At 43.9% G+C, this 22,408-nt stretch carries 26 protein-coding genes and 2 pseudogenes; 22 read left to right on the top strand and 6 right to left on the bottom strand.

All coding sequences use genetic code 11. From position 1 onward, the window contains the following. Positions 1–17: 17 nt before the first annotated feature. Positions 18–722, bottom strand: coding sequence for a hypothetical protein (locus FE394_RS16080; RefSeq protein ID WP_319927372.1), 705 nt, complete (start codon positions 720–722; stop codon positions 18–20). Positions 723–867: 145 nt separating this feature from the next. Here FE394_RS16080 and FE394_RS16075 point away from each other — a divergent pair, with 145 nt between their 5' ends. The 11 genes and pseudogenes from FE394_RS16075 (at position 868) to FE394_RS16025 (ending at position 6,451) form a co-directional block, all read left to right on the top strand. After that, positions 868–1,074: a helix-turn-helix transcriptional regulator gene (locus tag FE394_RS16075; protein ID WP_319927371.1), complete on the top strand. Its 207-nt coding sequence runs from the start codon at positions 868–870 to the stop codon at positions 1,072–1,074. A 232-nt stretch (positions 1,075–1,306) separates the two neighbouring features. After that, complete coding sequence (locus tag FE394_RS16070; protein ID WP_319927370.1) at positions 1,307–1,879, top strand: DUF3987 domain-containing protein; 573 nt, start codon at positions 1,307–1,309, stop codon at positions 1,877–1,879. After that, on the top strand, positions 1,852–2,286 hold the full coding sequence (locus tag FE394_RS16065; RefSeq protein WP_319927369.1) for a hypothetical protein: 435 nt from the start codon (positions 1,852–1,854) through the stop codon (positions 2,284–2,286). The genes FE394_RS16070 and FE394_RS16065 overlap by 28 nt, the downstream gene beginning before the upstream one ends. Before the next feature lie 19 nt (positions 2,287–2,305). Next, positions 2,306–3,109, top strand: coding sequence for a hypothetical protein (locus tag FE394_RS16060; protein WP_319927368.1), 804 nt, complete (start codon positions 2,306–2,308; stop codon positions 3,107–3,109). A gap of 50 nt (positions 3,110–3,159) precedes the next feature. Then, entirely contained in the window at positions 3,160–3,339 is a 180-nt protein-coding gene (locus FE394_RS16055; protein ID WP_319927367.1) for a hypothetical protein, read from the top strand. 35 nt (positions 3,340–3,374) lie between these two features. Beyond that, positions 3,375–3,803, top strand: a complete 429-nt coding sequence (locus FE394_RS16050) for a hypothetical protein (RefSeq protein ID WP_319927366.1) — start codon at positions 3,375–3,377, stop codon at positions 3,801–3,803. A gap of 74 nt (positions 3,804–3,877) precedes the next feature. After that, a complete protein-coding gene (locus tag FE394_RS16045) occupies positions 3,878–4,699 on the top strand; it encodes a DUF932 domain-containing protein (protein ID WP_319927365.1) in 822 nt (273 codons plus the stop codon). A gap of 70 nt (positions 4,700–4,769) precedes the next feature. Then, positions 4,770–5,237 (top strand): annotated as a pseudogene (radC, locus tag FE394_RS16040) (RadC family protein); the annotation flags it as partial. Between the two features lie 15 nt (positions 5,238–5,252). Beyond that, entirely contained in the window at positions 5,253–5,576 is a 324-nt protein-coding gene (locus FE394_RS16035) for a type IV toxin-antitoxin system YeeU family antitoxin (RefSeq protein WP_319927378.1), read from the top strand. Positions 5,577–5,612: 36 nt separating this feature from the next. Then, a complete protein-coding gene (locus FE394_RS16030; RefSeq protein ID WP_319927364.1) occupies positions 5,613–5,933 on the top strand; it encodes a TA system toxin CbtA family protein in 321 nt (106 codons plus the stop codon). Positions 5,934–6,280: 347 nt separating this feature from the next. Next, a complete protein-coding gene (locus tag FE394_RS16025) occupies positions 6,281–6,451 on the top strand; it encodes a hypothetical protein (RefSeq protein ID WP_319927363.1) in 171 nt (56 codons plus the stop codon). Between the two features lie 187 nt (positions 6,452–6,638). Here FE394_RS16025 and FE394_RS16020 read toward each other — a convergent pair whose 3' ends face one another. Together FE394_RS16020 and FE394_RS16015 are read right to left on the bottom strand one after the other, a co-directional pair. Next, on the bottom strand, positions 6,639–6,947 hold the full coding sequence (locus FE394_RS16020; RefSeq protein ID WP_319927379.1) for a hypothetical protein: 309 nt from the start codon (positions 6,945–6,947) through the stop codon (positions 6,639–6,641). 183 nt (positions 6,948–7,130) lie between these two features. After that, the gene (locus FE394_RS16015; RefSeq protein ID WP_319927362.1) at positions 7,131–7,676 is read right to left on the bottom strand and encodes a YopT-type cysteine protease domain-containing protein; all 546 of its coding nucleotides are present in this window, start codon (positions 7,674–7,676) and stop codon (positions 7,131–7,133) included. Positions 7,677–8,273: 597 nt separating this feature from the next. On the opposite strand from FE394_RS16015, the pseudogene FE394_RS16010 reads away from it, so the two are divergent. Continuing rightward, positions 8,274–8,450: pseudogene (locus tag FE394_RS16010) on the top strand (IS630 family transposase); the annotation flags it as partial. Between the two features lie 202 nt (positions 8,451–8,652). Here the strand turns inward: FE394_RS16010 and FE394_RS16005 are convergent. After that, complete coding sequence (locus FE394_RS16005; protein WP_319927361.1) at positions 8,653–9,159, bottom strand: hypothetical protein; 507 nt, start codon at positions 9,157–9,159, stop codon at positions 8,653–8,655. Between the two features lie 562 nt (positions 9,160–9,721). On the opposite strand from FE394_RS16005, the gene FE394_RS16000 reads away from it, so the two are divergent. The 3 genes from FE394_RS16000 (at position 9,722) to FE394_RS15990 (ending at position 11,754) form a co-directional block, all read left to right on the top strand. Continuing rightward, positions 9,722–10,060 carry an SH3 domain-containing protein gene (locus FE394_RS16000; protein ID WP_319927360.1) on the top strand — a complete coding sequence of 113 codons (339 nt, stop codon included), beginning with the start codon at positions 9,722–9,724 and terminating at the stop codon, positions 10,058–10,060. A 98-nt stretch (positions 10,061–10,158) separates the two neighbouring features. Next, positions 10,159–11,127, top strand: a complete 969-nt coding sequence (locus FE394_RS15995; protein ID WP_319927359.1) for a threo-3-hydroxy-L-aspartate ammonia-lyase — start codon at positions 10,159–10,161, stop codon at positions 11,125–11,127. A gap of 285 nt (positions 11,128–11,412) precedes the next feature. Beyond that, positions 11,413–11,754, top strand: a complete 342-nt coding sequence (locus tag FE394_RS15990; RefSeq protein WP_319927358.1) for a hypothetical protein — start codon at positions 11,413–11,415, stop codon at positions 11,752–11,754. Positions 11,755–11,842: 88 nt separating this feature from the next. Here the strand turns inward: FE394_RS15990 and prpR are convergent, their stop codons facing one another. After that, positions 11,843–13,498 (bottom strand): propionate catabolism operon regulatory protein PrpR, encoded by a 1,656-nt coding sequence (gene prpR, locus FE394_RS15985; RefSeq protein WP_319927357.1) that lies wholly within the window; start codon positions 13,496–13,498, stop codon positions 11,843–11,845. 312 nt (positions 13,499–13,810) lie between these two features. On the opposite strand from prpR, the gene prpB reads away from it, so the two are divergent. The 5 genes from prpB to FE394_RS15960 all read left to right on the top strand — a co-directional run bounded on the left by prpB (position 13,811) and on the right by FE394_RS15960 (position 19,682). Further along, positions 13,811–14,716 carry a methylisocitrate lyase gene (gene prpB, locus FE394_RS15980; protein WP_319927356.1) on the top strand — a complete coding sequence of 302 codons (906 nt, stop codon included), beginning with the start codon at positions 13,811–13,813 and terminating at the stop codon, positions 14,714–14,716. After that, a complete protein-coding gene (gene prpC / locus FE394_RS15975) occupies positions 14,709–15,884 on the top strand; it encodes a bifunctional 2-methylcitrate synthase/citrate synthase (protein WP_319927355.1) in 1,176 nt (391 codons plus the stop codon). The genes prpB and prpC overlap by 8 nt, the downstream gene beginning before the upstream one ends. A gap of 89 nt (positions 15,885–15,973) precedes the next feature. After that, complete coding sequence (locus tag FE394_RS15970; protein ID WP_319927354.1) at positions 15,974–17,470, top strand: bifunctional 2-methylcitrate dehydratase/aconitate hydratase; 1,497 nt, start codon at positions 15,974–15,976, stop codon at positions 17,468–17,470. 114 nt (positions 17,471–17,584) lie between these two features. Beyond that, on the top strand, positions 17,585–19,471 hold the full coding sequence (locus FE394_RS15965) for a propionate--CoA ligase (protein ID WP_319927353.1): 1,887 nt from the start codon (positions 17,585–17,587) through the stop codon (positions 19,469–19,471). A gap of 25 nt (positions 19,472–19,496) precedes the next feature. After that, positions 19,497–19,682, top strand: a complete 186-nt coding sequence (locus FE394_RS15960) for a hypothetical protein (RefSeq protein ID WP_319927352.1) — start codon at positions 19,497–19,499, stop codon at positions 19,680–19,682. A gap of 432 nt (positions 19,683–20,114) precedes the next feature. On the opposite strand, the gene FE394_RS15955 is transcribed toward FE394_RS15960, so the two are convergent. After that, complete coding sequence (locus FE394_RS15955) at positions 20,115–20,744, bottom strand: glutathione S-transferase family protein (RefSeq protein WP_319927351.1); 630 nt, start codon at positions 20,742–20,744, stop codon at positions 20,115–20,117. A gap of 408 nt (positions 20,745–21,152) precedes the next feature. On the opposite strand from FE394_RS15955, the gene FE394_RS15950 reads away from it, so the two are divergent. Both FE394_RS15950 and FE394_RS15945 read left to right on the top strand, forming a co-directional pair. Continuing rightward, positions 21,153–21,713: a cytochrome b gene (locus FE394_RS15950; protein WP_319927350.1), complete on the top strand. Its 561-nt coding sequence runs from the start codon at positions 21,153–21,155 to the stop codon at positions 21,711–21,713. A 63-nt stretch (positions 21,714–21,776) separates the two neighbouring features. Continuing rightward, positions 21,777–22,358, top strand: coding sequence for a YceI family protein (locus FE394_RS15945; protein ID WP_319927377.1), 582 nt, complete (start codon positions 21,777–21,779; stop codon positions 22,356–22,358). The last annotated feature ends 50 nt before the right edge of the window (positions 22,359–22,408 follow it).

Genomic DNA, 22,408 nt, shown 5'->3' with positions numbered 1-22,408 from the left:
TTATGAGTAATACTATTTTAGCTTATTAAACCATCTCTAAACGCGGCTTTCACATTTTCATCCTCTGCAATCCATCGAAGTACTGTTCGTTCCAATTCGTCATAGATTAATGTCGGTTCTTCACCTTCTATTGTTTGTGCCTTAATAAAAGACCACAATTCATCGTCAATAGAAACAAAGGCTTCAGTTGCATCAATCCACCTATTTTTAGGCATTTTGGCCTTCAGCAGCCGGACTGCCTCAGCTTTAACTGGGCCAAACAGCTTCTCACCTCGTTTTAAACCCGCCTTCCGAGCCTTTTCTGTTCTTTCCATTTGTTTTTTTTCGCTATGAGTAATCCAATCCAGCCGGTACCGGGCACCTATCCAGATCCCGCAATAATGGTGTGCATCCAGTAAATGTCGGCATGCTTCGCTCAAACGATGATGGAATTGCTTAAACATAGCAATACGATAGTAACATAATGATAAATAAATATATTTATCAAATTTCCCATGCCATGTAGCTTTGTGCCAAATATCGATTGCATCTTGTTTTATTAAGCTGCTGCATTCATTGAGACAAATTTCTTCTTCATTATCATAACGTGCTCTTAGTTTATCCAACCACTGCTGAGCTTCGCTGTCGTACTGTGCCAACATTTTGATAGGCGGTTGCATTGCCTTCAGCCCATTTAACTGATTTTCATACACACCAAGCATTTCTTTAAACAGTTGTTCCATGTCGTTCGATTCCATCTCTTCTCCAAAAAGTGAGAATCATGAGCTAAAAGTATTTTTTAGGGGACAAGCAGGCGTCTTCATAGGCATGCTGTCTTCCATTAGCCTTTGCTCTGTCCATACACAGCTAAACAGAGGCAAAGAGACAATGACCACGCCAACAATGAAAGTACTACGTTTACCAGACGTTGTTAACAAAATAGGCATCGCCAGATCGATCATCTACGACTGGCTTAATGCTAAGTCGCCACGTCATGACCCGGCATTTCCGAAACCTTATCCGCTAGGCAAGCAGTCTGTTGGCTGGCTCGAATCCGAACTTGATGAATGGATTCTGAAACGCCGGGCTGCATAGCCTCTCTGGCATTCTGTTGCAGCGAATACTGCACTTGAACTAACACAAACCAATAGGTAACCCCCACCGTATGCCCTTACCCGGCAGGGTAAGTCGCATCGGTGATGTCACTTTTGAATTAATCTAAAAAAATTTAAGGAAAATAAAAATGAGCTATTTACCGTCGATGCCTGTATTCCAGCACCAAACCATCCCTGTACCAACCGTCCCTGTATAGGCGTTTACATCTGTGATGCAAAATGCCATTAACCATCTACAGGATGGGGGGAAGATTCCGGTGGAATTAGCTGTCAATGTAACTTTGGCCGCTGTATCTGAGGCCTGTCAGTTCCTGGTTGAAGTGATCAATCCTTTTACTAATTTGCCTGAACCCGATGCACTTTACATCCTGACCCTGGCAGATTCAGGTACAGGGAAATCGACCGTAAACAAACAGCTCAGGAAGCCCTTCGACAAGCTGAAAGCTGAGTTGGATGAAGCTTTTCAGGAGAAATTGGCTGCATACGATCGTGATTATGCCGTCTGGGAGACAAAACTTCAGGCCCTGAAAAACAACCTGCGTACCGCAGTCAAAAAACAGCTCTTTCTCAACGACGCTGAAGCTGAACTGGCACTACATACGGACCTGAAGCCCAATAAACCCGTATTGCCCACTATTGCCTACCACGATATCTCGGTAGCTGCACTCATTGAAGGATTAAGTGAATATCCAACTGGAACCGTGAACTCAGATGAAGCGAGCTTTTTTGTATTTAAATCATCAGGAAAGGAAACCAAATGCTCAGAAACCATTACGCAACTCTGACTGGATTACTGCTGCTTAGCAACAGTCCCAGCGCCGTACAGGCTGACCAGCAATGGGGGGACTGGTACGGAAACATCAGTGCCATGGAGTTTGAACTCAATACTCAAAATGCTTCAGGTGAAGTGCTCACATTGACCTGCACAAGCGGAAAGCTGGCTGCTGCTTACAGCGTACCTGCGGAGGATTACCGCGTATCGTCACAAACAGGGCTTTCTGAACCTGGTGTCAGTATCAATGGTACGAACCATCCTCTGGATGAAAGGGCCTTTACTGCGCTAAAAGCCACAAGTGAAAAAGACGTAATAAAAATGGCCTCTATGAATACCGCTATCTCTAGAAAATTCAGCGCCAAAGGGCTGAATGAGGTACTGGCTGATGCCACATGGCAGGACTGTATTAATCATTAATAATCTGAAAGGAAACCTTATGCTTAAACTCGTTGTTTTATCTCTCAGCTCCGCAGCACTGTTTGTTCCATTGGTCTCGTCTGCAATGACAATTCACGGAGACATACATCCCGAACGCTATACCTTCTTTCTGACTCAAGAAGGCAGTAACCAATTGAAACAGGCAAATGACCGGATAGCGAAGAACCCGCAGGCTTATACGCTTGATGTGAATCATACCGGCATTCAACCCTTTGACGCTGTTCGCTGGGACGGGAAGCCTGTAAAAGCCGTCACCTGCGTCCTGGTAGACGGCGTGATGATGGGACAAAAAGCCACGTGGTCACAATGTAAAGACGAGAGCGGTGCTGAGTATTTCGGCAATAAAGGCTGGCTGGTACGTGATTATGTGGCAAAAGCCTGTGAAGTCGGAAAATCAGATTGTCCTGTTTATCTTGTGCTTCAGACAGATCCGCCAACAATGCGCAGCGATATGGCGAATTTCGTACCTGCTCCTAAAAACTTTAATGCTTCGACAAGCCTGACGGATGAAATTAAATCTGAAGGTTGCCAGATGGCGGATAACTCATTTGAACATGCCAAAAGTAGTCTGCGTTGTCGTGCCATTAATACCGTGCGTTTCATCCGCAAACAAAATACCGAAGCGGCATATGAAGCTGACTTAACCACCACGACGGGTGAAGCACTCACTATGACAGTAGGGTACACCTACGGTAATGCCTCCAGTAAAGAGCCGGGCTGGCGCACAATTTCGGTCAACCAAGTAGACATCATTACTGATATCCGTAAGCAGGGCCAGTGGGTTCCCAATGGTTATAAATAACCTTATCAGTGAGATAACTTTTTATTTGGCATTCAGCTAACGGAGGTTCAGTGGGAAAAACATTACAGCAGGAAACGCTACCAACCGTGGACTGTACCTGGCAACTTGTTTTGAGTGTTGCCGGTGTGACATTGATGCGCAGCAATTCTGTTGCGGTTAAAGCACTAGGAGCCAGCCTCACCACACTGAGTCTGATACGCATCATCAAAAAACTCGCCACACTTGCCTGATCTCCCTTGCTGCAAGCTCAGAGGATAAAAGCAATATGTCTGAAAATACCCAAGGAAAACTCAAGGGACTGAAAGAGAAATTAAATCTGCGGCGAAATGTCTCCCCCACTGATAACAAGGATGAGCAGGTAGAAGAAAATGTCAGTGAGCAAACTACAGAAGGGCCAGAATCCCGTACTACCCGATATAAGCGATTGCTCGACAGTATCGTTATCAGCGGTTTGCTGACCATTGCCGAGGATAAACTCAGTGACGATGTGTTTATCGAGTCGATGTTCAGTAAGGCTTATGAGCTTCTGCCTGTGCCGGTCAGACTGGTTGTCCGAAGGGAATGGTGCCTGGATTATCTCCAGTCACGGAAAGCCCCGTTACTGGCGCAACTCCAGCTCTACCGGGCCGAAAGGCACGGCTCAGCAGAAACGGTGCCTCCTGCCCTGGAACCCACGTTACCACCAGCGACCTAATCAGACTCATTAATAACAGACAGGGCCATCCTTCGGGGTGGCCTTTTTTATGTCCATTTTCTACAGGAGTTTTTATGACCCGTTTAGCCAGCCGCTTCGGCTCAGTCAATCTTGTTCGCCGCGACCGCCCGTTACCCCGTGACGAACTGGCGCACTATGTGCCGAGTGTCTTCAGCGAAGACAAACATGAATCCCGCAGTGACAGGTACACCTATATCCCGACTATTTCCCTGCTCGATAACCTGCAACGCGAAGGCTTCCAGCCATTCTTTGCCTGCCAGACCCGAGTTCGGGACCAGAGTAAGCGAGCGCACACCAAACACATGCTACGCCTGCGTCGCGAAGGCCAGATCACTGGCAAACAGGTGCCAGAAATCATCCTGCTTAACAGCCATGACGGTTCAAGCTCATACCAGATGTTGCCGGGGTTATTCAGATCGGTTTGCCAGAATGGGCTGATTTGCGGTGAGTCTTTCGGAGAGGTACGCGTGCCGCATAAAGGCAATGTGGTGGAGAAAGTCATAGAAGGGGCTTACGAAGTACTGGGGATTTTTGATCAAGTGGAAAAGAAGCGTGAGGCCATGCAGTCTCTGATATTACCGCCACCTACACAGCAGGCGATGGCGAAAGCGGCTTTAACCTATCGCTTTGGTGAAGAACATCTGCCGGTTTCGGAATCGCAAATCCTTTCCCCGCGCAGATGGCAGGACGAGAGTAACGATCTCTGGACCACTTACCAGCGTATTCAGGAAAACCTGATTAAAGGTGGGCTGTCCGGGAGAACGACCAAGGGTCAACGCTCCCATACACGCGCCGTTAAAGGCATCGACGGGGATGTGAAGCTTAACCGCGCCCTTTGGGTGATGGCCGAGAATATGCTGCAGCTTGCTTCATGAACCTTTTTACCATCCATGTCTTCACGCCCTGCTGCTAAGCCGGTAGGGCTTTTTGTTTTCAGGAACAATTATGTCCGCACTCAATATATCCCCGGTATTCACTACCACCGAGCAACGTGTCATTCGCCGTGCACTGCACCTGCTGGAAAAATACCAGCGTCAACCGAGTGAGCCATTTACCTCTACCAGCTTCACTAAAACCTGGCTTCAGCTCCAGATGGTTCATCAGGAACGTGAAGTTTTTATCGTGATGTATCTCGACAATCAGCACTGTTTGTTGGAGCGAGAAACGCTGTTTACCGGCACACTCAGTCATACCGAAGTGCATCCCCGTGAAGTGGTGAAGTCAGCTCTGAAGCACAACGCCGCTGCGGTCATTCTGGCCCATAACCATCCTTCAGGTACGACAGAAATCAGCCAGCAGGACAAACATGTTACTCAGCGGATCATCAAAGCGCTGGCACTGGTGGAAGTGCGGGTGCTGGATCATCTCGTGGTCGGGAACGAAGTGGTTTCTTTTGCCGAGCGTGGTTTGCTTTTAACGGAGATTTTCATGCCATTTACACCATCCCATGAGTGGGGGCTACAAAGCGATATCACCCCAAGATTTGGAGCCAGATTAGTTCAAGAAGGCAATCACCTACGTTACCTCGCTGACAGAGCCGGTTTGACGGGGAGCTTTAGTCCGGAACAGTTACAGAAACTGGAACAAACTTTCCCTCTGTTTATCGCACAACTGGAAAATATGCTGCGTTCCGGCGATCTCAATCCTCGTTGGCAACAGCAAGTGAAGGTTCGCCTTACCGGATTAACCTGTGTAGCTGATACCCGTGCCAGTTGCGGCTACGTTTACATTTCAATTTATCCAGCCCAGTAGCACCTTCTCTTTTCTTCTTTTATTAGGACTCAACTCATGCATATTTCATCTGTACCGGCCACGGTGCCGGTTTCGTCACGCCTGTCGCCCGTGCAGGTTTGGCAGAAACTTTTAACATATCTGCTAGAACATCATTATGGTCTGACGCTTAACGACACGCCATTCCACAACGACACGGCTATTCAGGAACATATTGAAGCGGGAATAACACTTGCTGATACGGTGAATTTCCTGGTAGAACGCTATGAACTGGTTCGCACTGACCGCAAAGGGTTTACATGGCAGGAACAGACACCATTTCTGACCGCGACCGATATTCTCAGAGCCAGACGAGCTACCGGGCTGATGAGCACTTAAATCATGTTCGCCCTCTTCCCTACCTCTCTTCTATTTCCATTCAAAAAGAGGTGAAAAAACTTTTAGGCACCTAAATAGGCACCAGCGAAAAGTTGAACTTGTAGTTACCAAAATAAATTCAATGAATTACACAACCAATTCAGACTCCGCCAGCCCAAATAAAACAAGGGGTTGCGTGAAAGCGCAGCGCCTTTTTCTTTGTCAATGGCGGCAAAATGGCGATAGAAATTTTTAGCTAAAGGCTTACTGACTCTAAAATTATCCTTAACTTGCCTTATGTTTTTGCTTCTAACATAATCCATAACGGCTTAGTCAAAATAGCGCCAACACTATTAAGGATAATGAAAATGTTTACCCAAGAACGGAATATCAAAATTGAAGTATCGAAAGATAGAACCCTTGTCGATTTGAAAGGACTATCAGTCGAAGAAGCAATCAAAGTTATCGAAACCGCCCAAGCAATCAGAGTCGTGCACCCAGAAGAAGATAGCCACAGTAATAACGCATTGAAGCAATAAATTTCAGTCCATCTTCTTTCGCAAAGCCGCACAATCCTTGAATTCTTTAACATGATGTGGCTTTGTCTTTTGATCCATTCACCCACGTAAAATAGAATTTCCCCTTTAATATCAATGTGATGATATTTTCCCCGTGATCCGTTCTAGATCCAAAAACTGAAATTCCCTGAAAACCTTTTCACGCATTTCATTTTGCGATGTTTCCCACATCGCCAGCGCTGGCGCGGTCTGGCCGTTCCCTTTGTAGAATTTTAAAACTGAAATAATTTTTTGATCCAAAACGTGCAGGCGGGTGCGGAGTAGTCCGTTTTACGTCGGGTTTACTTTTATTTCGTGGGGATTGCTGATTGCGCACATTGCGCTTTGCCGCCTGAATCACCCCGTATTTTGCAATGCGCCATAACAGGCGCTGTCGCTTTTTCTGCGGTAATTCAAGATTGCTCAGAACGTCTTGCAGTTCCTTAAGCTGGTTGCTATTCAACTGACCGTGGATCATGACCGGATTTGCCCAATCTGGGCACCTGTCTCATCCACACTGTGCATCGCGCCTTGTTCAGCGCTGCGCATGGGGTAACTTGCTGAATTAACTTAATTCCGTCGAAACGTCGGAATCACTTCGCTGGTGGATTTACGGGCAGGGGGTAGATTGCAGCCTAGCGGCGATGTGCACTCATGGTTTTTAGGCCGATACAATTAGGTACACAAGAATGTAATGGCATGGCCTCGCCATCGTTCCTATTCCATCACGGTTAGGCCAATATCTTTCTTCAAACCATGTTATAAAATCTTCACGTGTCGGGAAATGGACGCAACCAAAATTGGGGTCGAAACAATCAACCCCATGAGCAGTTACTGCTAGACCAATAGCATGATCTCCATATGCCAAAGCTTCATAACCTTCATGGATTGTGGCTAAGTTTTTTACAAAATCGTTCCCCCCATAGCGGCGTGCATACCCAGAAAATAACCCGTTTTCACTAAGAAATTGCAGGCCATCCATGCTCTTAGCTTTAAGATTTTCAACTATTTTTATATAACTAGGGAGCTTTATATTTCCGGGGAATAGGTGAGACTTTCCTGATTTGTGCATCTTTACCCACGCCATTACCAAACTACTACAGGTGCCATTTTGCATAGTCGAAGAGAACTTAAGGGGAAAATTTAGAGTTTGATTGAAACGAAATACCCAATTTCCTCCAAATTCATCAGCATCTAATAACGACATCTTTAACCCCCCATTCACTGTGTGTTTAGTTTACGTCAAAAATGTTAGGGTTAGTGTATGTTGAGGTTTTGCCTAATGTAAAGGGTTTTAAAAGGGGCTTGAGTAAAGACTCTGAACAAGCTTTATATTCCAGTGAATTAGGTCGATGCCGGCGTTTCACCGGAATTATGCCTAACCTCTTGATATTCTCGGAAACCTCATTTTGAGGAAGCCGGCATTCAGTCCACGGAATAAAACATAACCAATTGATTATTCTTAACTTACTCCATTGGGGAAAGTTGAAAATGTACGCTTATCCAAACTCTGCGATTCGGGGTATTTGATACTTATCAATGAGTTACTTTGAGCCTATGGGCTAAGCCCTAAAAAAGCTTTGTATTGCCCGTCATACCTGCGTTTGTATCCTGTGAGCTGGTGGCTTTGGGCAAACTACCGACATTACGGTAGTTAATGTGATAAGACGTTTATCTTTATTATTGTTGTGGGGATCGAATCTAAATAAGAATTCATAATAGTAGATCACTTGAAGGGAACTCAGTCCGATTTTTACGATCGGATCAATGGCTAAAAATCACAAATCACCCAATGGACTGAGTTATGCCTATCCTATCACCAATCTCTCAAGATGAACGACAGCAGATGAAAAAACTTATTCAGACAACCCGAGATAAGGACTATGCCCGCCGACTCATGGCATTATTGATGCTACACAAGGGGGATACGGTTTCTCACGTTGCCAAAACCCTTTGTGCCTCACGGTCTTCGGTCAATCGCTAAACAGGCAAATTTCTGCCCTTTTACATATGAAGCGATAGCCTACGTTTTCCGATTTGAAATCGGGAAACCTGCACCATGCGGGAATTAAATAAAATCAAGAGGTTAAGTAATCCTGTCACAGAACCAGAGATTAATGAAATCAAGGGGTTAAAAGGTGAGAAATCTCACCTTTTTGCATAGGATGTGGAAGCGTACCAAATCACTGAACAAGGAATTCTACACTGATATCCATATACGATGAACTTCCGTAAACGTTAGTCTGATTACAGTCAGCATCTCCACAAGTGGCACTCTGAACTATATTTGGGCACCCTGTAATTACCGTATACCAATTTACCTCACTGAAATCGTACCCACGCTCAAACCTCAAAGCACAATTCATGGAGCCACTAGAAACCGACCACTCAACCCATTTAGGTCTAAGCGCACAAGCACTAAATACGTTATCATTGTCTTGTAAATGGGTACCTTGCTGGTTGCCGGAAGCAATATTTATCTGATTTGCACCACTATCGTACATACAGTCGGTGCTTCGTTTGATTATCACGAGATCATTTAAAGAAGAAGGGTGATTTTTAAACTCCATATTATAATCAGCAGAAAGAACCTGTTGTTTTTCTGCATTACCCATTTTCTCATCTGCCGAGACTGGGGATATCAACAAACAATATAAAGCTGCACAAAATAATATATTGACAATCTTCATATCGTGCGCTCCTTTTGATGAAATCATTAAAAATAACAATTCTTATTACTTCATCATTAATAGAGTACTGAAATGATAACTGCTATATCATATAGGTAATTTAACCTATCCTATTTAGTATAAATAAACGCTTCTGATAAATGTAACTCAAAAATCAGTAGGTAAGTGAGGCGATTTAATATGTTCTCATTACTTCACTGTGCTATTAGGAAGGAAGCGACGCCATAGAATAAAAACCAATTAAATCAATAATTTACAAAGTGAGTAAGTGAGAAACCCCAACCTTAGATAACTTACTGATTTTACTTAATTCCTGCTCGGGACGGGAATTACGGTTTTCTTACGGAAATTAGGGATATCAATGGGTTGAGTTAAAGAGGAAGATTATCCTGGCGCTCGATATATCTCGATCCTCTCTGTTATGATAACCCTAAAGAGTATCCTTCTTACAGGCTGGAGATACCTTACCTGCATATGACCTGATAGATACTCATCGCACTTCAAGATATATTTATTCCTCTTTTTCGTAGCGAGGAGAGAATAGAATTCAGGAGTAAGAATATTGAGAAAGGTAACTGTAATCCACGATTATATCAGCGCTTATCCGAATCCCATTAAATTACAAGCTGGAGATATCGTTTCGATCAGTCACAGTGATATCGAATATCCTTGCTGGGTTTGGACAACTAATATCTTAAATGTCAGCGGCTGGGTTCCCCAGCAAATTTTACAGTTCACTGATCCCGATAAAGCGATATGTAATGAAAACTATACAGCTCATGAATTAACAGTTAAAGTGGGCGAAAATCTATATCTGGAGAATTCATTGAATGGCTGGTATTGGGCACATAAAGAATCGGGTGAAGCTGGCTGGATACCACAAGAATACATCAGGTTTTAAATAATATACGATTGATAATAACTTTCTCAACATTGATCACAAAACTATTATTTCAGCTATTAATTATATAGTTTTAATAAACTCAGGAGGCCAATCTAATGAAGTTTATTCCCGATTACAATGATATCTCTGAAGCCCACTCTCGTATCAAAAAGTATATCCATAAGACTCCGGTTTTCACATCAACGACTGTTAATGAAATTTTTGACGCTCAGGTCTATTTCAAGTGCGAAAATTATCAAAAAATGGGCGCATTCAAATTTCGTGGTGCCATAAATGCCCTATGTCAATTTAGCGATGAACAGAAAAAAGCCGGAGTTATCGCTTTTTCATCAGGTAATCATTCACAAGCTATTGCGTTAGCGGCCAAATTAATGAATATTTCCGCCACTATTGTCATGCCTGAGGATGCCCCAAAAGCCAAAGTGACCGCAACCACAGGTTATGGTGGTAAAGTAATTTTCTACGATAGATATACTGAAGATCGCGAAGCAATAGGCCGTCAATTGGCAGAAAAAGATGGCATGACGTTAATTCCACCTTTCGATCACCCACATATTATTGCTGGTCAAGGAACTGCGGCTAAAGAATTATTTGAAGAAGTCGGCGAGTTGGATGCCTTATTTATGCCTCTCGGTGGTGGTGGTTTATTGGCAGGATCTGCATTGTCTGCTGTTCACTTATCACCAACATGCCGGGTTTTTGGTGTCGAACCGGAAGCCGGTAATGATGGTCAGCAATCTTTTAAACAAGGTGAAATTGTTCATATCGAAACGCCAAAAACGATTGCCGATGGCGCACAAACACAACATCTGGGGCAGTTGACTTTTCCTATCATTCGCCATCTGGTTGACGATGTTCTGACAGCTTCAGATGAAGAGTTGATCGGTGCCATGTACTTTTTGGCTGAAAGAATGAAAACTATCGTTGAGCCTACAGGATGTTTAGGTTTCGCGGCAGCAAAAGCGATGCGGGAACAATTAAAAGGTCAGCGTATCGGGATTATTCTGAGTGGCGGAAATATTGACATGAAGCGATATGCTCACTTACTGGCAAATAAAAGTTAACTTATATTAATTACTTAATGAGTTTCAAGGTGTGGCTCTCTGACAAGGAAAGACTCCTTTATAATCCCTTATAAACATAGCTAACTCTATGTTTATAATCATATGGTTATAGCTACTTGATTAGGGAGCATGAACGTAGTTAATAAAACTGACACTTTGAAAGATAGCGAGTATAGTAGATTCGTATTGGTAAATACATGGAGATTGTCATAATCAGGCCCCATTTAACATAAATAATAATATAATAGGGAAACATTCCTTTATGGTGATTTGATATCTCACTGCTTGTCAAAAGCCTTTATACGTAAATTATGTAAAGCCTCAATTGACTGGGCTGTACAAGAAGCAAAAAATGGCAACTCTCCTGTAAAAAAAATTATTTTTATTGCACAAGATCATCCGGTTGGTAACTCTGAAGGAATATATAATATAAATGAAAATCACTTTCATCATAGATGGCGTCGCAGTAATTATGTCGATATTGGTTCTAATAAAGATCATTTCCTTATTACCTATTCAGAATTCAAATATGCTACCGAATTAATGAAAAGAGATCCAAATAGTCATATTGAATTGGTTCGTGGAGATGTATTTACTCAATCAGTAAAAATATTTGATAATCTTTAAATATCAGGATCGAATATTCCTATACTTTTTTTTTCTTATAACTATGTCTAATCAATCTCAAATGGTTTATATCAGTAAGTTTTTCTTGTTAAGTCCCTGATCTGCCCGGCTTCAATCTTCGCCACAACGTCGTGCGGCTAATCCCAAGATATTCTGCTGCCGCACGACGATTACCTGAAAATCGCGCCAAGACATCATGCACTGAAGGTACATTTTGAATAGGAGAAAATGCTTCAGTCTGAATTACTTTCATATTGCTGTTTATCGCATTGATATCAATCTGACGCTCAGGTGAAAGCGATAATATCAATGCAGGAGTCAAAACCTGCTCAGGATGAGCGCTAAGATAAAGCGCTATTCGCTCCATTAAATTACGCAGTTCACGCACATTTCCGGGCCAATGATAAGTTTGTAATGCTTCATGGCAAGCAGTGAGTTCCCGTATTCTCGATGATGATACAGATAAATTAAGTGCTGCGAATGCCCGTTGTAAATATTCCATTGCCAATAAACCAATATCGCTTCCCCTTTCCCGCAACGCGGGCACATTTATCCGCAATACACCCAAACGGTAGAATAAGTCTGCCCGGAAACGCCCTTCTCTCACCCATGTATCTAAATCGCAGTGAGTAGCACAGATAATGCGGACATCAACTGCAATCGGGCGATATCCTCCGACCCTGACGACAGATTTTTCTTCCAATACTCTTAATAACCGTGTTTGCAAGGGCAGAGGCATTTCACCAATTTCATCCAGAAACAGCGTTCCCCTGTGAGCAACTTCGAACAAACCTGCGCGTCCTCCGCGTCGGGAACCTGTAAAAGCCCCTTCTTCATAGCCAAATAGCTCCGCTTCCAACAAAGATTCCGCAATAGCGCCACAGTTAACGGCAACAAAGGGTCGTGGATGTTTTCCCGCTAACGGCCCATAACGCAGAGCATATTCATGGTGGATGGCCTGAGCCACCAGCTCTTTACCTGTACCACTTTCCCCTTGGATCAAAACGGTCGCCGTCGAACGGGAATACAACATAATTGTATTGAGTACATGTTCTACCGCAGCAGAATTTCCCCGGATGTCACTGATCGTATGACGCGTTCGTAGTTTATCTGCCGTAGGATAAGGCGAAATAATAGCCTGATTGAGTCTGGTCATTCTGGCCATATCCAGCGCATCCCGAAATGCCTGTCTGATAGAGTCCGCAGAGTAGACGAATACCCCGACCAGTTCAGCTTCATAGGCAAGATCGGTAATCAGTCCAGCACCAACAATGACTTTCATTCCCATTGCTTTCAAGGCATTGACCTGTGCTCTGGCATCCTCTTCTGTTACATAACTACGCTGTTCAATACGCAGGTTGAAACGTTGCTGAAATTCTTCCAGTACAGGCAGGGTATTCTGGTAAGTGATGACACCAATCCGTGAGCTGATTTGCCGGGCACGAGCCAATGCCTGCATAAAATCAAAACCGCTGGCTTTAGCAATAATCACAGGCACTGATAAACGGCTTTTTAAATATGCGCCATTAGAACCCGCACAAATCACGGCATCGCAATGTTCTGTTTCCAGACGTTTGCGGATATGTTGAATTGCATATTCAAAGCCTAACTGGATCGGCGTAATATCGGCTTGGTGATCAAATTCTGGCGTAATATCACGGAAAAGATCGAAAAGTCTGGAAACGGAGACTGTCCAGATGACTGGTTTATTGTTTTCACTTTCTCCGGCCTGTACTGATGTCATATTTCCTCCTGCTTCTCTTTTAATCACTCATTTTATTTCAATTGTTTCATCCAGACGTTACACCATACAATATTAAAACAAAAACGAAACATTATTGATTAAAAATGAAACGCCCATAAATTATAACCAATAGCCAGTCCATCACCACAAAATCAACTCAAAAAAACCAATACGCTGATTTTAAATTAAAAAATAACAAAACCATTATGATGAATCTCTGATTAATTCTCTTTTTTCAATTCTTGGCACAAACCTTGCTTTATATTTAAATATATACAAATTTGTTTCATTTTAGTAACAACGAGGTTATATATGGCATTTTCTTCTGCAGGTTTGGCTTTTCGTCAAGCAATAGAGGCCGAATCTCCGTTACAGGTAGTCGGAACTATCAATGCAAATCATGCATTGCTGGCGAAACAGGCAGGCTACAAGGCCATTTATCTTTCAGGTGGCGGAGTTTCCGCAGGTTCGCTTGGTTTACCGGATTTGGGTATATCAACGCTTGATGATGTGTTGACCGATATCCGCCGCATCACTGATGTGTGTGATTTACCACTGCTTGTAGATGCAGATATCGGTTTTGGTTCCTCCGCATTTAATGTTGCCCGCTCAGTTCGTTCTATTATTAAAGCAGGTGCGGCGGGTATCCATCTTGAGGATCAAGTCGGAGCTAAACGTTGTGGTCATCGCCCGAATAAAGAAATTGTTTCCAAAGAGGAGATGGTTGACCGTATCAAGGCTGCTGTAGATGCCCGTACTGATGATAATTTTGTTGTTATGGCACGTACTGATGCATTGGCAGTGGAAGGGTTAGATGCCGCCCTGGACAGAGCCGAAGCCTATATTGAAGCAGGTGCGGATATGCTGTTTCCTGAAGCTATCACAGAATTACACATGTACAAGGAATTCGCGTCCAGAACGCAGGTTCCCATTTTAGCGAATATTACTGAGTTCGGTGCGACTCCGTTATTTACAATCGAAGAGCTGAGGAGCGTAGATGTCGCTATTGCCCTTTACCCGCTATCAGCGTTCCGAGCCATGAACAAAGCCGCCGAACAAGTCTATACCACCCTACGGCGCGATGGCACACAAAAAAATGTCATTCATATGATGCAAACCCGTAATGAACTTTATGAAAGCATCAACTACTACACTTTTGAGCGAAAACTGGACTCCCTGTTTTCCCCAAAAAATAGCAAAGGTGATACTCATGAATAAACAGAATACGGCAACGGGATCTGCTGAATCTACGCCATTCAAACCGAAAAAATCCGTTGCCCTGTCCGGCATTACTGCGGGTAATACAGCGCTCTGCACAGTGGGTAAAAATGGCAGCGATTTACATTATCGTGGCTATGATATTCTCGATTTGGCTGCCCATTGCGAATTTGAAGAGATAGCCTATCTGCTCATCCACGATAAACTGCCTTCCCGCGCAGAACTTGCGTCTTACAAAGCCAAATTGAAGGCCCTGCGTGGTTTGCCCAGTAGTGTTAAAGCGGTGTTGGAAGCGCTCCCTGCGGTAGCGCATCCCATGGATGTGATGCGTACAGGGGCTTCTGTGCTGGGTTGTACCCTGCCAGAGAAAGAAGATCACAACCTCTCCGGCGCTCGCGATATCGCTGATCGCTTGCTGGCTTCTCTCGGTTCAATACTACTTTATTGGTATCACTACAGCCATAATGGGCGCCGCATTGAAGTTGAAACCGATGATGACTCCATTGGCGGACATTTTCTCCATCTCCTGCATGGGCAAAAACCCCGTAAATCATGGGAAAAGGCAATGCATGCTTCCCTGATCCTGTATGCCGAGCATGAATTTAATGCCTCTACTTTTACCAGCCGCGTCATTGCGGGCACAGGATCAGATACCTATTCCGCCATTATCGGAGGCATCGGAGCTTTGCGCGGGCCAAAGCACGGGGGTGCCAATGAGGTTTCGTTCGACATCCAGCAACGTTATGACACTCCCGATCAGGCTGAGGCCGATATCCTTGCTCGTCTGGACAGAAAAGAAGTCATTATCGGTTTTGGTCATCCGGTTTACACCGTTTCCGATCCGCGCCATAAAGTGATTAAGGATATTTCCCTACAGCTTTCCCAAGAAGCCGGTACAACCCAAATGTATGACATCGCCAATCGCATTGAGTCCGTGATGTGGGATAACAAGGAAATGTTCCCGAATCTCGATTGGTTCTCTGCGGTGTCCTATCACATCATGGGCGTCCCCACCGCTATGTTTACACCACTATTTGTGATTGCCCGTACTTCAGGCTGGGCGGCTCATATTATTGAACAGCGCATTGATAACAAAATTATCCGTCCTTCAGCTAACTATACCGGCCCTGAAAATTTGGTGTTTAAACCCATTGATCAACGTAATTAACGCGATGTAATTAATGCAATTTAATTAACGCAATATAGTTAACACAATGTAGTTAACATAATGTAGTTAACACAACTTAAGGATTATTTATGTCTGCCTCTGTTGTTAACAACCGCCCTGATTACGATCAGGTCATTGTAGATATTGTAGATTATGTCATGGACTACATTATTACCTCTCCAATCGCTTACGCAACCGCGCACCACTGCCTTTTGGATACGTTGGGCTGCGGATTGGAAGCGCTGGAATATCCCGCCTGCACCAAATTATTGGGGCCAATTGTACCGGGCACGACAGTTCCCAATGGTGCGTGTGTGCCGGGAACTCAATTCCAGCTCGATCCTGTGCAAGCCGCATTCAACATTGGTGCCATGATCCGCTGGCTGGATTTCAATGATACTTGGCTGGCGGCTGAATGGGGGCACCCGTCTGACAATCTTGGCGGGATACTGGCGACTGCTGATTGGCTGTCAAGAAATGCAGTTGCCCGTGGAGAGCCGCCACTCATTATGTGGGATGTGCTGTCAGCCATGATTAAAGCGCATGAAATTCAGGGCTGTCTGGCATTGGAAAATGCTTTCAATAAAGTCGGCTTAGATCATGTGATTTTAGTAAAAGTAGCCTCCACTGCGGTTGTCGCCCAAATGCTGGGATTAGAGCGTGAGGAAATATTAAGTGCGGTTTCACTGGCATGGGTTGATGGACAGTCCCTGAGAACCTATCGACATACGCCCAATACCGGTTCCAGAAAATCCTGGGCTGCGGGAGATGCGACTTCCCGCGCTGTGCGTCTGGCTCTGATGGCGCAAACGGGGGAAATGGGTTATCCCTCGGCATTAACCGCGGAAACATGGGGATTTTATGATGTCTTGTTCAATGGTCAGCCCTTTAAATTCCAGCGCCCCTATGGTTCTTATGTGATGGAAAATGTGCTGTTTAAAATCTCTTTCCCGGCAGAATTCCACTCGCAGACTGCCGTAGAAGCAGCAATGATCCTGCATCAACAACTGAAAGAGAACGGTAAACGTATCGAAGATATCGCCCGCATTACGATCCGCACCCATGAAGCCTGCATCAGAATCATCGATAAACAAGGCCCACTGAATAATCCGGCAGACCGGGATCACTGCATTCAGTATATGGTTGCCATTCCATTGATTTTTGGTCGCTTGACTGCTGCGGATTATGAAGATGATGTCGCTGTCGATCCACGTATTGATGCTTTACGGGAAAAAATAATCTGTGTCGAAGATACCGACTTCACCCACGATTATCATGATCCTGAAAAACGTTCCATTGCTAATGCTCTGACGTTGGTATTTACCGATGGCACTCAGCTTGATGAAGTGATAGTTGAGTTCCCGATTGGACATGCCCGCCGCCGCAAAGAGGGTATTCCTCTATTGGAGGAAAAATTCAAAACCAATCTGGCACGTCGATTCCCTGAAGAGAGACAACAAAAAATTCTGGCGGCCTCGCTTGACCTCATGTCATTGAGAGACATCCCCGTGAACGAATACCTCGATTTGTACGTTATACAATCGATACAAAATGGATTTCAAGATTCAGCCCGACGGCAAAAGTGACCGGAGACGTGGAGGTAGCCAACAAAATTATGGCTTGAAATATCATGGAGATATCACTATCGGCGGCTTTAGTTCCAAAAGCCGCCTCTCATCTGCATGGCGCTAGGAGAGAGTATGTCATTCCAAGATTTCTATCAGCAGTCTATTGATGACCCTAACACCTTTTGGGCAGAACAAGCCAGAAGGATACACTGGCAACAGCCTTTTGAACAGGTGCTGGAACACAGTAATCCGCCCTTTGCCCGCTGGTTCTGCGGGGGAAAAACCAATCTCTGCTATAACGCACTGGATCGCTGGCTGGAAAGTCAGCCCGATGCCAAGGCGCTGATTGCAATTTCAACGGAAACCCATAGTGAAAAAGTATTCACCTACAAAGAATTACATCAGGAAGTAAACCGAGCTGCCGCCATAATGCTCTCACTTGGCGTAAAAAAAGGCGATCGGGTTGTCGTTTATATGCCTATGGTGGCTGAAGCCCTGTTTATTTTGCTGGCCTGTGCTCGTATCGGGGCGATCCACTCAGTGGTCTTTGGTGGTTTTGCTTCCCATAGCCTCGCCGCCCGGTTAGATAACGCCGAACCTGTTTTAGTCGTCTCTGCGGATGCAGGGTCACGCGGAGGTAAAATCATGCCCTACAAACCTCTGCTGGATGAAGCCATTGAACTCGCAAATCACACACCACGCCATGTTCTGATGGTTAACCGTAGGCTGGCTGACATCAATTGGGTAGAAAACAGAGATGTGGATTTCGCCACATTGCGGCAGGAACATCTTGATGCCAGCGTTCCTGTCACATGGCTTGAATCCAACGAAACCTCCTGTGTACTCTATACTTCAGGCACAACAGGAACCCCCAAAGGTGTGCAACGAGATGTCGGCGGTTATGCTGTGGCACTGGCAACATCCATGGACGTTATTTTTGGAGGTAAAGCTGGCGGCGTTTTCTTTTGTACATCGGACATTGGCTGGATTGTTGGTCATTCTTATATTATCTATGCCCCCCTGATCGCGGGTATGGCAACCATCATGTATGAAGGGCTGCCGATACGCCCGGATGCCAGTATTTGGTGGCAAATTGTCGAGAAACATCACGTCACCAAAATGTTTTCTGCTCCCACCGCGATCCGTGTCCTGAAGAAATATCCGACGGACGTTATCGCAAAATATGATATTTCATCGCTTGAAACGCTCTATCTGGCAGGCGAACCCCTTGATGAACACACTGCCCGCTGGATTACCGAAATCATTAACGTACCCGTGATCGATAATTATTGGCAAACCGAAACAGGCTGGCCGATTATGACCATTGCGCAGAGTCTGGATGACAGACCCAGCCGCTTTGGCAGTACTGGCTTCCCTATGTACGGTTTTAACGTCAGACTGATCAACGAACTGACAGGCCAAGAGTGTGGTGACAACGAAAAAGGAATACTGGTCATTAAAGGCCCGCTCCCTCCCGGCTGCATCCAAACCATCTACGGCGACGATACCCGTTTTATCAATACTTACTGGAAAGATTTTGATCAGCAGGTCTATTCAACATTTGACTGGGGCATTCGTCACAGTGACGGCTACTATTTTATTCTGGGGCGTTCCGATGATGTGATTAATGTTTCAGGTCATCGTTTGGGAACGCGAGAAATAGAAGAGTGTATCGCCAGCCATCAGGATGTGGCAGAAGTTGCGGTAATTGGCATCAAAGATGAAGTGAAAGGCCAAGCCGCAGTTGCTTTTGCCGTTCTCAAGGAGGGGCGGGAAATCCAGAATTCTGACCATTTTGCTGCTTTAGAAAAAGAGTTGATGGGGTTGGTTGATAAGAAAATCGGGAGTGTCGGACGTCCGGCTCGCGTCTATTTTGTGGCTCAGTTACCAAAAACTCGCTCAGGAAAAATGTTACGCCGCACTATGCAGGCCATTTGTGAAGGACGTGAGCCAAGCGATATTGCCCTGATTGAGAACCCTGCTTCATTGGAAGTCATTCGGGACGCAATTTTTCATTAGAAAAATCAGGTGAAGGGTTATCCCCGTGATAACGACTGATATTTGGTATGGTCGTGTTGATGAATTGACTATTCATGCAGCTCATGCAGCTCATGCAGCTCATGCAGCTCATGCAGCTCATGCAGCTCATGCAGCTCATGCACCACAGATCATACCAAGTATTCAGACAAACAGGGCGTTATTAACTATGCTACCCCTTGACACTTATTAGAAAGTGACACTATTTCTAAAATAGATTATTTCGTTTAGTCATCATTTAATAGGGCGGGGTTATTATGCACCTGTACTACATTTTCCCAGCTACTTTTTACCCATTCCCGCTCCGTTCCTACACGGAGCTTTTTTTTTGCCCGTATTATCCGATTAGACATCATCTATAGTAACTGGCTCATCAGATAACGATACAGACGAGCGGCGTTCTCTGGAGGCAATCCAATAAATTTCTTGTTCATCTCAATGAGTATTTCACAGCTTTTTTCTTTATTTGTATTGGCACTTTGAGGGGAACCCAAGTTAAATAAAAATAAAATAATCACTTTAATTATAATCAAGGGAAATGGATTATTACTTATACATTCTTAAATAATATAGTTTAAGTCAGGGTACACAATGCACCCTGTATAATAAGATGATACTGCGTAGATTAATGGGCTATTTCGGGTTCTTTTGCCGCAGCTTCTACCCATTCAATCATTGCCGGATGCTTCAACATACGATCAATCCAGCCCTGACTACCAGCAGAAAACTTCAGCCCATAAGTGTGAGCACGAAAAGCCACTGGAGCATAAAACGCATCAACAGCCGTGAATTTATCACCTGCCAGCCATTGACCACCAAATTTAGTTAATCCTTCTGACCAGAGAACATCGATTCGGTCTATATCATTTTGCAGTTCCGGTGTGACTTCATCCCGTTTAATTATATTGGAACAATTCATCGGGCAAATCTGACGTAATGCAGCAAAACCGGAATGCATTTCTGCCGCAGTACTTCTCGCCCATGCTCTGGCTATTTTATCTGATGGCCATACCTGTGCATATTCTTCAGCGATATATTCTGCAATCGCCAACGAATCCCAAACAGTCATTTCTCCATCAATCAAACAAGGAACCAAACCACTAGGTGAAAACGCCTTGAATTTCTCATGACTACTTTTACCATCCTCAAAATAACTCAGCCGTTCATGAAAAGGGATCTCCAGTGCTTTGAGTAAAATCCACGGGCGTAGTGACCAGGAAGAGTAATTTTTATTGGCTATCCACAATGTATACATCGACTTTCTCTCTATAATGATTAACATGATGTGACTGCATAAAAAATATTACAATGCCTGACGACAAGATAAAAGAGATGGATAAAATAATATTTAATAAATATATCCCGTAACAGGCAAGCTAAAAAAACCAGATTTAAAAAACATTAAAAATAATTAAATATAAGAATATAACCAAAAGAAATATAACTATACACAGAGTTTAGATTTATCTCTCCTCTTATCTGGAATAATTTTTTTCCATTTTATTATTGATAAATTTTGATATTCTTAACCAAATTATTTGGTTAAGATTCACAAAAATAAAATCTTATTTTTATCTACTATAATAAACAAACTTTCTCACTGACACTCAATGTATGCTTTTTATACTAATAATCTTCAGATGATCAAAAAGAAGGAAACTGTATGCTATTAAAAAATACTTCCACACGCTTTGGTCATATTTCTGTTCTAATCCATTGGTCAGTCGCCCTCGCTGTTTACGGGATGTTTGCCCTTGGATTATGGATGGTGACATTAAGCTATTATGATACTTGGTATCATCAGGCTCCGGGACTGCATAAAAGTATCGGTATATGCCTCTTCATTATTATGATATTCCGCGTCATATGGCGGTTTATTTCTCCTCTGCCAAAACCGCTGGCAAGCTACAGCCACTTCACACGCATCAGTTCAAAACTGATTCAGTTCACGCTCTATATCGTCCTGTTCAGCATTCTGATCAGCGGATATTTGATTTCTACCGCAGATGGTGAATCCGTTAGCGTTTTTGGATGGTTCGAAATTCCCGCCACTCTGGCAGAACAGGGAATACAGGCTGATGCTGCCGGTATTATTCATCTTTATCTTGCCTGGATTCTTGTGGTGATTTCTCTATTACATGGGCTGGCGGCATTAAAACATCACTTTATTGACCGAGATATCACATTGAAAAGAATGTTTGGTTTCACTTCCGATATAAAATAAATTCTGGAGAATTACTATATGTTTACAAAAATGATGTTTACAAAAATGATGTTTAAAAAAACTATGCTTAAAAAAGCGTTAATCGGCCTGACTGCGGGTACTTTATTGATGGGTACTGGTTCTGCAATGGCAGCTAACTATAAAATCGATACTGATGATCAACATGCCTTTATTAAATTTCGCATCCAACATTTGGGTATGAGCTGGCTTTACGGGGGTTTCAGTAAATTTGACGGCAAATTTACGTTCGATGCACAAAATCCTGCGGCCGATAAAGTTAACGTCATTATTAAAACAAATAGTATCGATACCAATCATGCTGAACGCGACAAGCATCTGCGCAGCCCTGATTTTTTGAACGTTATAAAATATCCAGAGGCTGCATTCACTTCTACCGAGGTCAAAAAAACGGGAGAGGGCTACACTATTATCGGTGATCTGACGCTGAATGGTGTGACCAAACCTGTGTCACTACATGCCAAATTAATGGGAGAAGGCAAAGATCCATGGGGAGGATACCGAGCAGGTTTTGAAGCCAATGGAAAAATCAAACTGAAAGATTTTAATGTAAAAAGCGATCTGGGGCCAAAATCTCAGGAAGTCGAGCTGATCATTTCTGTTGAAGGGATAAGAGAAAAAGCCTGATACTTTTTTGCATCATCTAATATAGTATTTCAAAATCAGAACCACCCGCA

It is taken from the genome of Xenorhabdus littoralis (assembly GCF_033949345.1).
Taxonomy (GTDB): domain Bacteria; phylum Pseudomonadota; class Gammaproteobacteria; order Enterobacterales; family Enterobacteriaceae; genus Xenorhabdus; species Xenorhabdus littoralis.
This window is presented reverse-complemented; position numbering and strand designations above follow the sequence as displayed.

Excerpts from the sequence above, each read along its gene's own strand:
- FE394_RS16060 (WP_319927368.1), top strand. The coding sequence starts at position 2,306 with ATGCTTAAACTCGTTGTTTTATCTCTCAGCTCCGCAGCACTGTTTGTT.
- FE394_RS16080 (WP_319927372.1), bottom strand. The coding sequence starts at position 722 with ATGGAACAACTGTTTAAAGAAATGCTTGGTGTGTATGAAAATCAGTTA.
- prpR (WP_319927357.1), bottom strand. The coding sequence starts at position 13,498 with ATGACATCAGTACAGGCCGGAGAAAGTGAAAACAATAAACCAGTCATC.
- prpB (WP_319927356.1), top strand. The coding sequence starts at position 13,811 with ATGGCATTTTCTTCTGCAGGTTTGGCTTTTCGTCAAGCAATAGAGGCC.
- FE394_RS16050 (WP_319927366.1), top strand. The coding sequence starts at position 3,375 with ATGTCTGAAAATACCCAAGGAAAACTCAAGGGACTGAAAGAGAAATTA.
- FE394_RS16065 (WP_319927369.1), top strand. The coding sequence starts at position 1,852 with ATGCTCAGAAACCATTACGCAACTCTGACTGGATTACTGCTGCTTAGC.
- FE394_RS15995 (WP_319927359.1), top strand. The coding sequence starts at position 10,159 with ATGAAGTTTATTCCCGATTACAATGATATCTCTGAAGCCCACTCTCGT.
- FE394_RS16020 (WP_319927379.1), bottom strand. The coding sequence starts at position 6,947 with ATGATCCACGGTCAGTTGAATAGCAACCAGCTTAAGGAACTGCAAGAC.
- FE394_RS16030 (WP_319927364.1), top strand. The coding sequence starts at position 5,613 with ATGCATATTTCATCTGTACCGGCCACGGTGCCGGTTTCGTCACGCCTG.
- prpC (WP_319927355.1), top strand. The coding sequence starts at position 14,709 with ATGAATAAACAGAATACGGCAACGGGATCTGCTGAATCTACGCCATTC.
- FE394_RS15970 (WP_319927354.1), top strand. The coding sequence starts at position 15,974 with ATGTCTGCCTCTGTTGTTAACAACCGCCCTGATTACGATCAGGTCATT.
- FE394_RS15945 (WP_319927377.1), top strand. The coding sequence starts at position 21,777 with ATGCTTAAAAAAGCGTTAATCGGCCTGACTGCGGGTACTTTATTGATG.
- FE394_RS16070 (WP_319927370.1), top strand. The coding sequence starts at position 1,307 with ATGCAAAATGCCATTAACCATCTACAGGATGGGGGGAAGATTCCGGTG.
- FE394_RS16075 (WP_319927371.1), top strand. The coding sequence starts at position 868 with ATGACCACGCCAACAATGAAAGTACTACGTTTACCAGACGTTGTTAAC.
- FE394_RS16045 (WP_319927365.1), top strand. The coding sequence starts at position 3,878 with ATGACCCGTTTAGCCAGCCGCTTCGGCTCAGTCAATCTTGTTCGCCGC.
- FE394_RS15955 (WP_319927351.1), bottom strand. The coding sequence starts at position 20,744 with ATGTATACATTGTGGATAGCCAATAAAAATTACTCTTCCTGGTCACTA.
- FE394_RS16035 (WP_319927378.1), top strand. The coding sequence starts at position 5,253 with ATGCCATTTACACCATCCCATGAGTGGGGGCTACAAAGCGATATCACC.
- FE394_RS15965 (WP_319927353.1), top strand. The coding sequence starts at position 17,585 with ATGTCATTCCAAGATTTCTATCAGCAGTCTATTGATGACCCTAACACC.
- FE394_RS15950 (WP_319927350.1), top strand. The coding sequence starts at position 21,153 with ATGCTATTAAAAAATACTTCCACACGCTTTGGTCATATTTCTGTTCTA.
- FE394_RS16015 (WP_319927362.1), bottom strand. The coding sequence starts at position 7,676 with ATGTCGTTATTAGATGCTGATGAATTTGGAGGAAATTGGGTATTTCGT.
- FE394_RS16025 (WP_319927363.1), top strand. The coding sequence starts at position 6,281 with ATGTTTACCCAAGAACGGAATATCAAAATTGAAGTATCGAAAGATAGA.
- FE394_RS16005 (WP_319927361.1), bottom strand. The coding sequence starts at position 9,159 with ATGAAGATTGTCAATATATTATTTTGTGCAGCTTTATATTGTTTGTTG.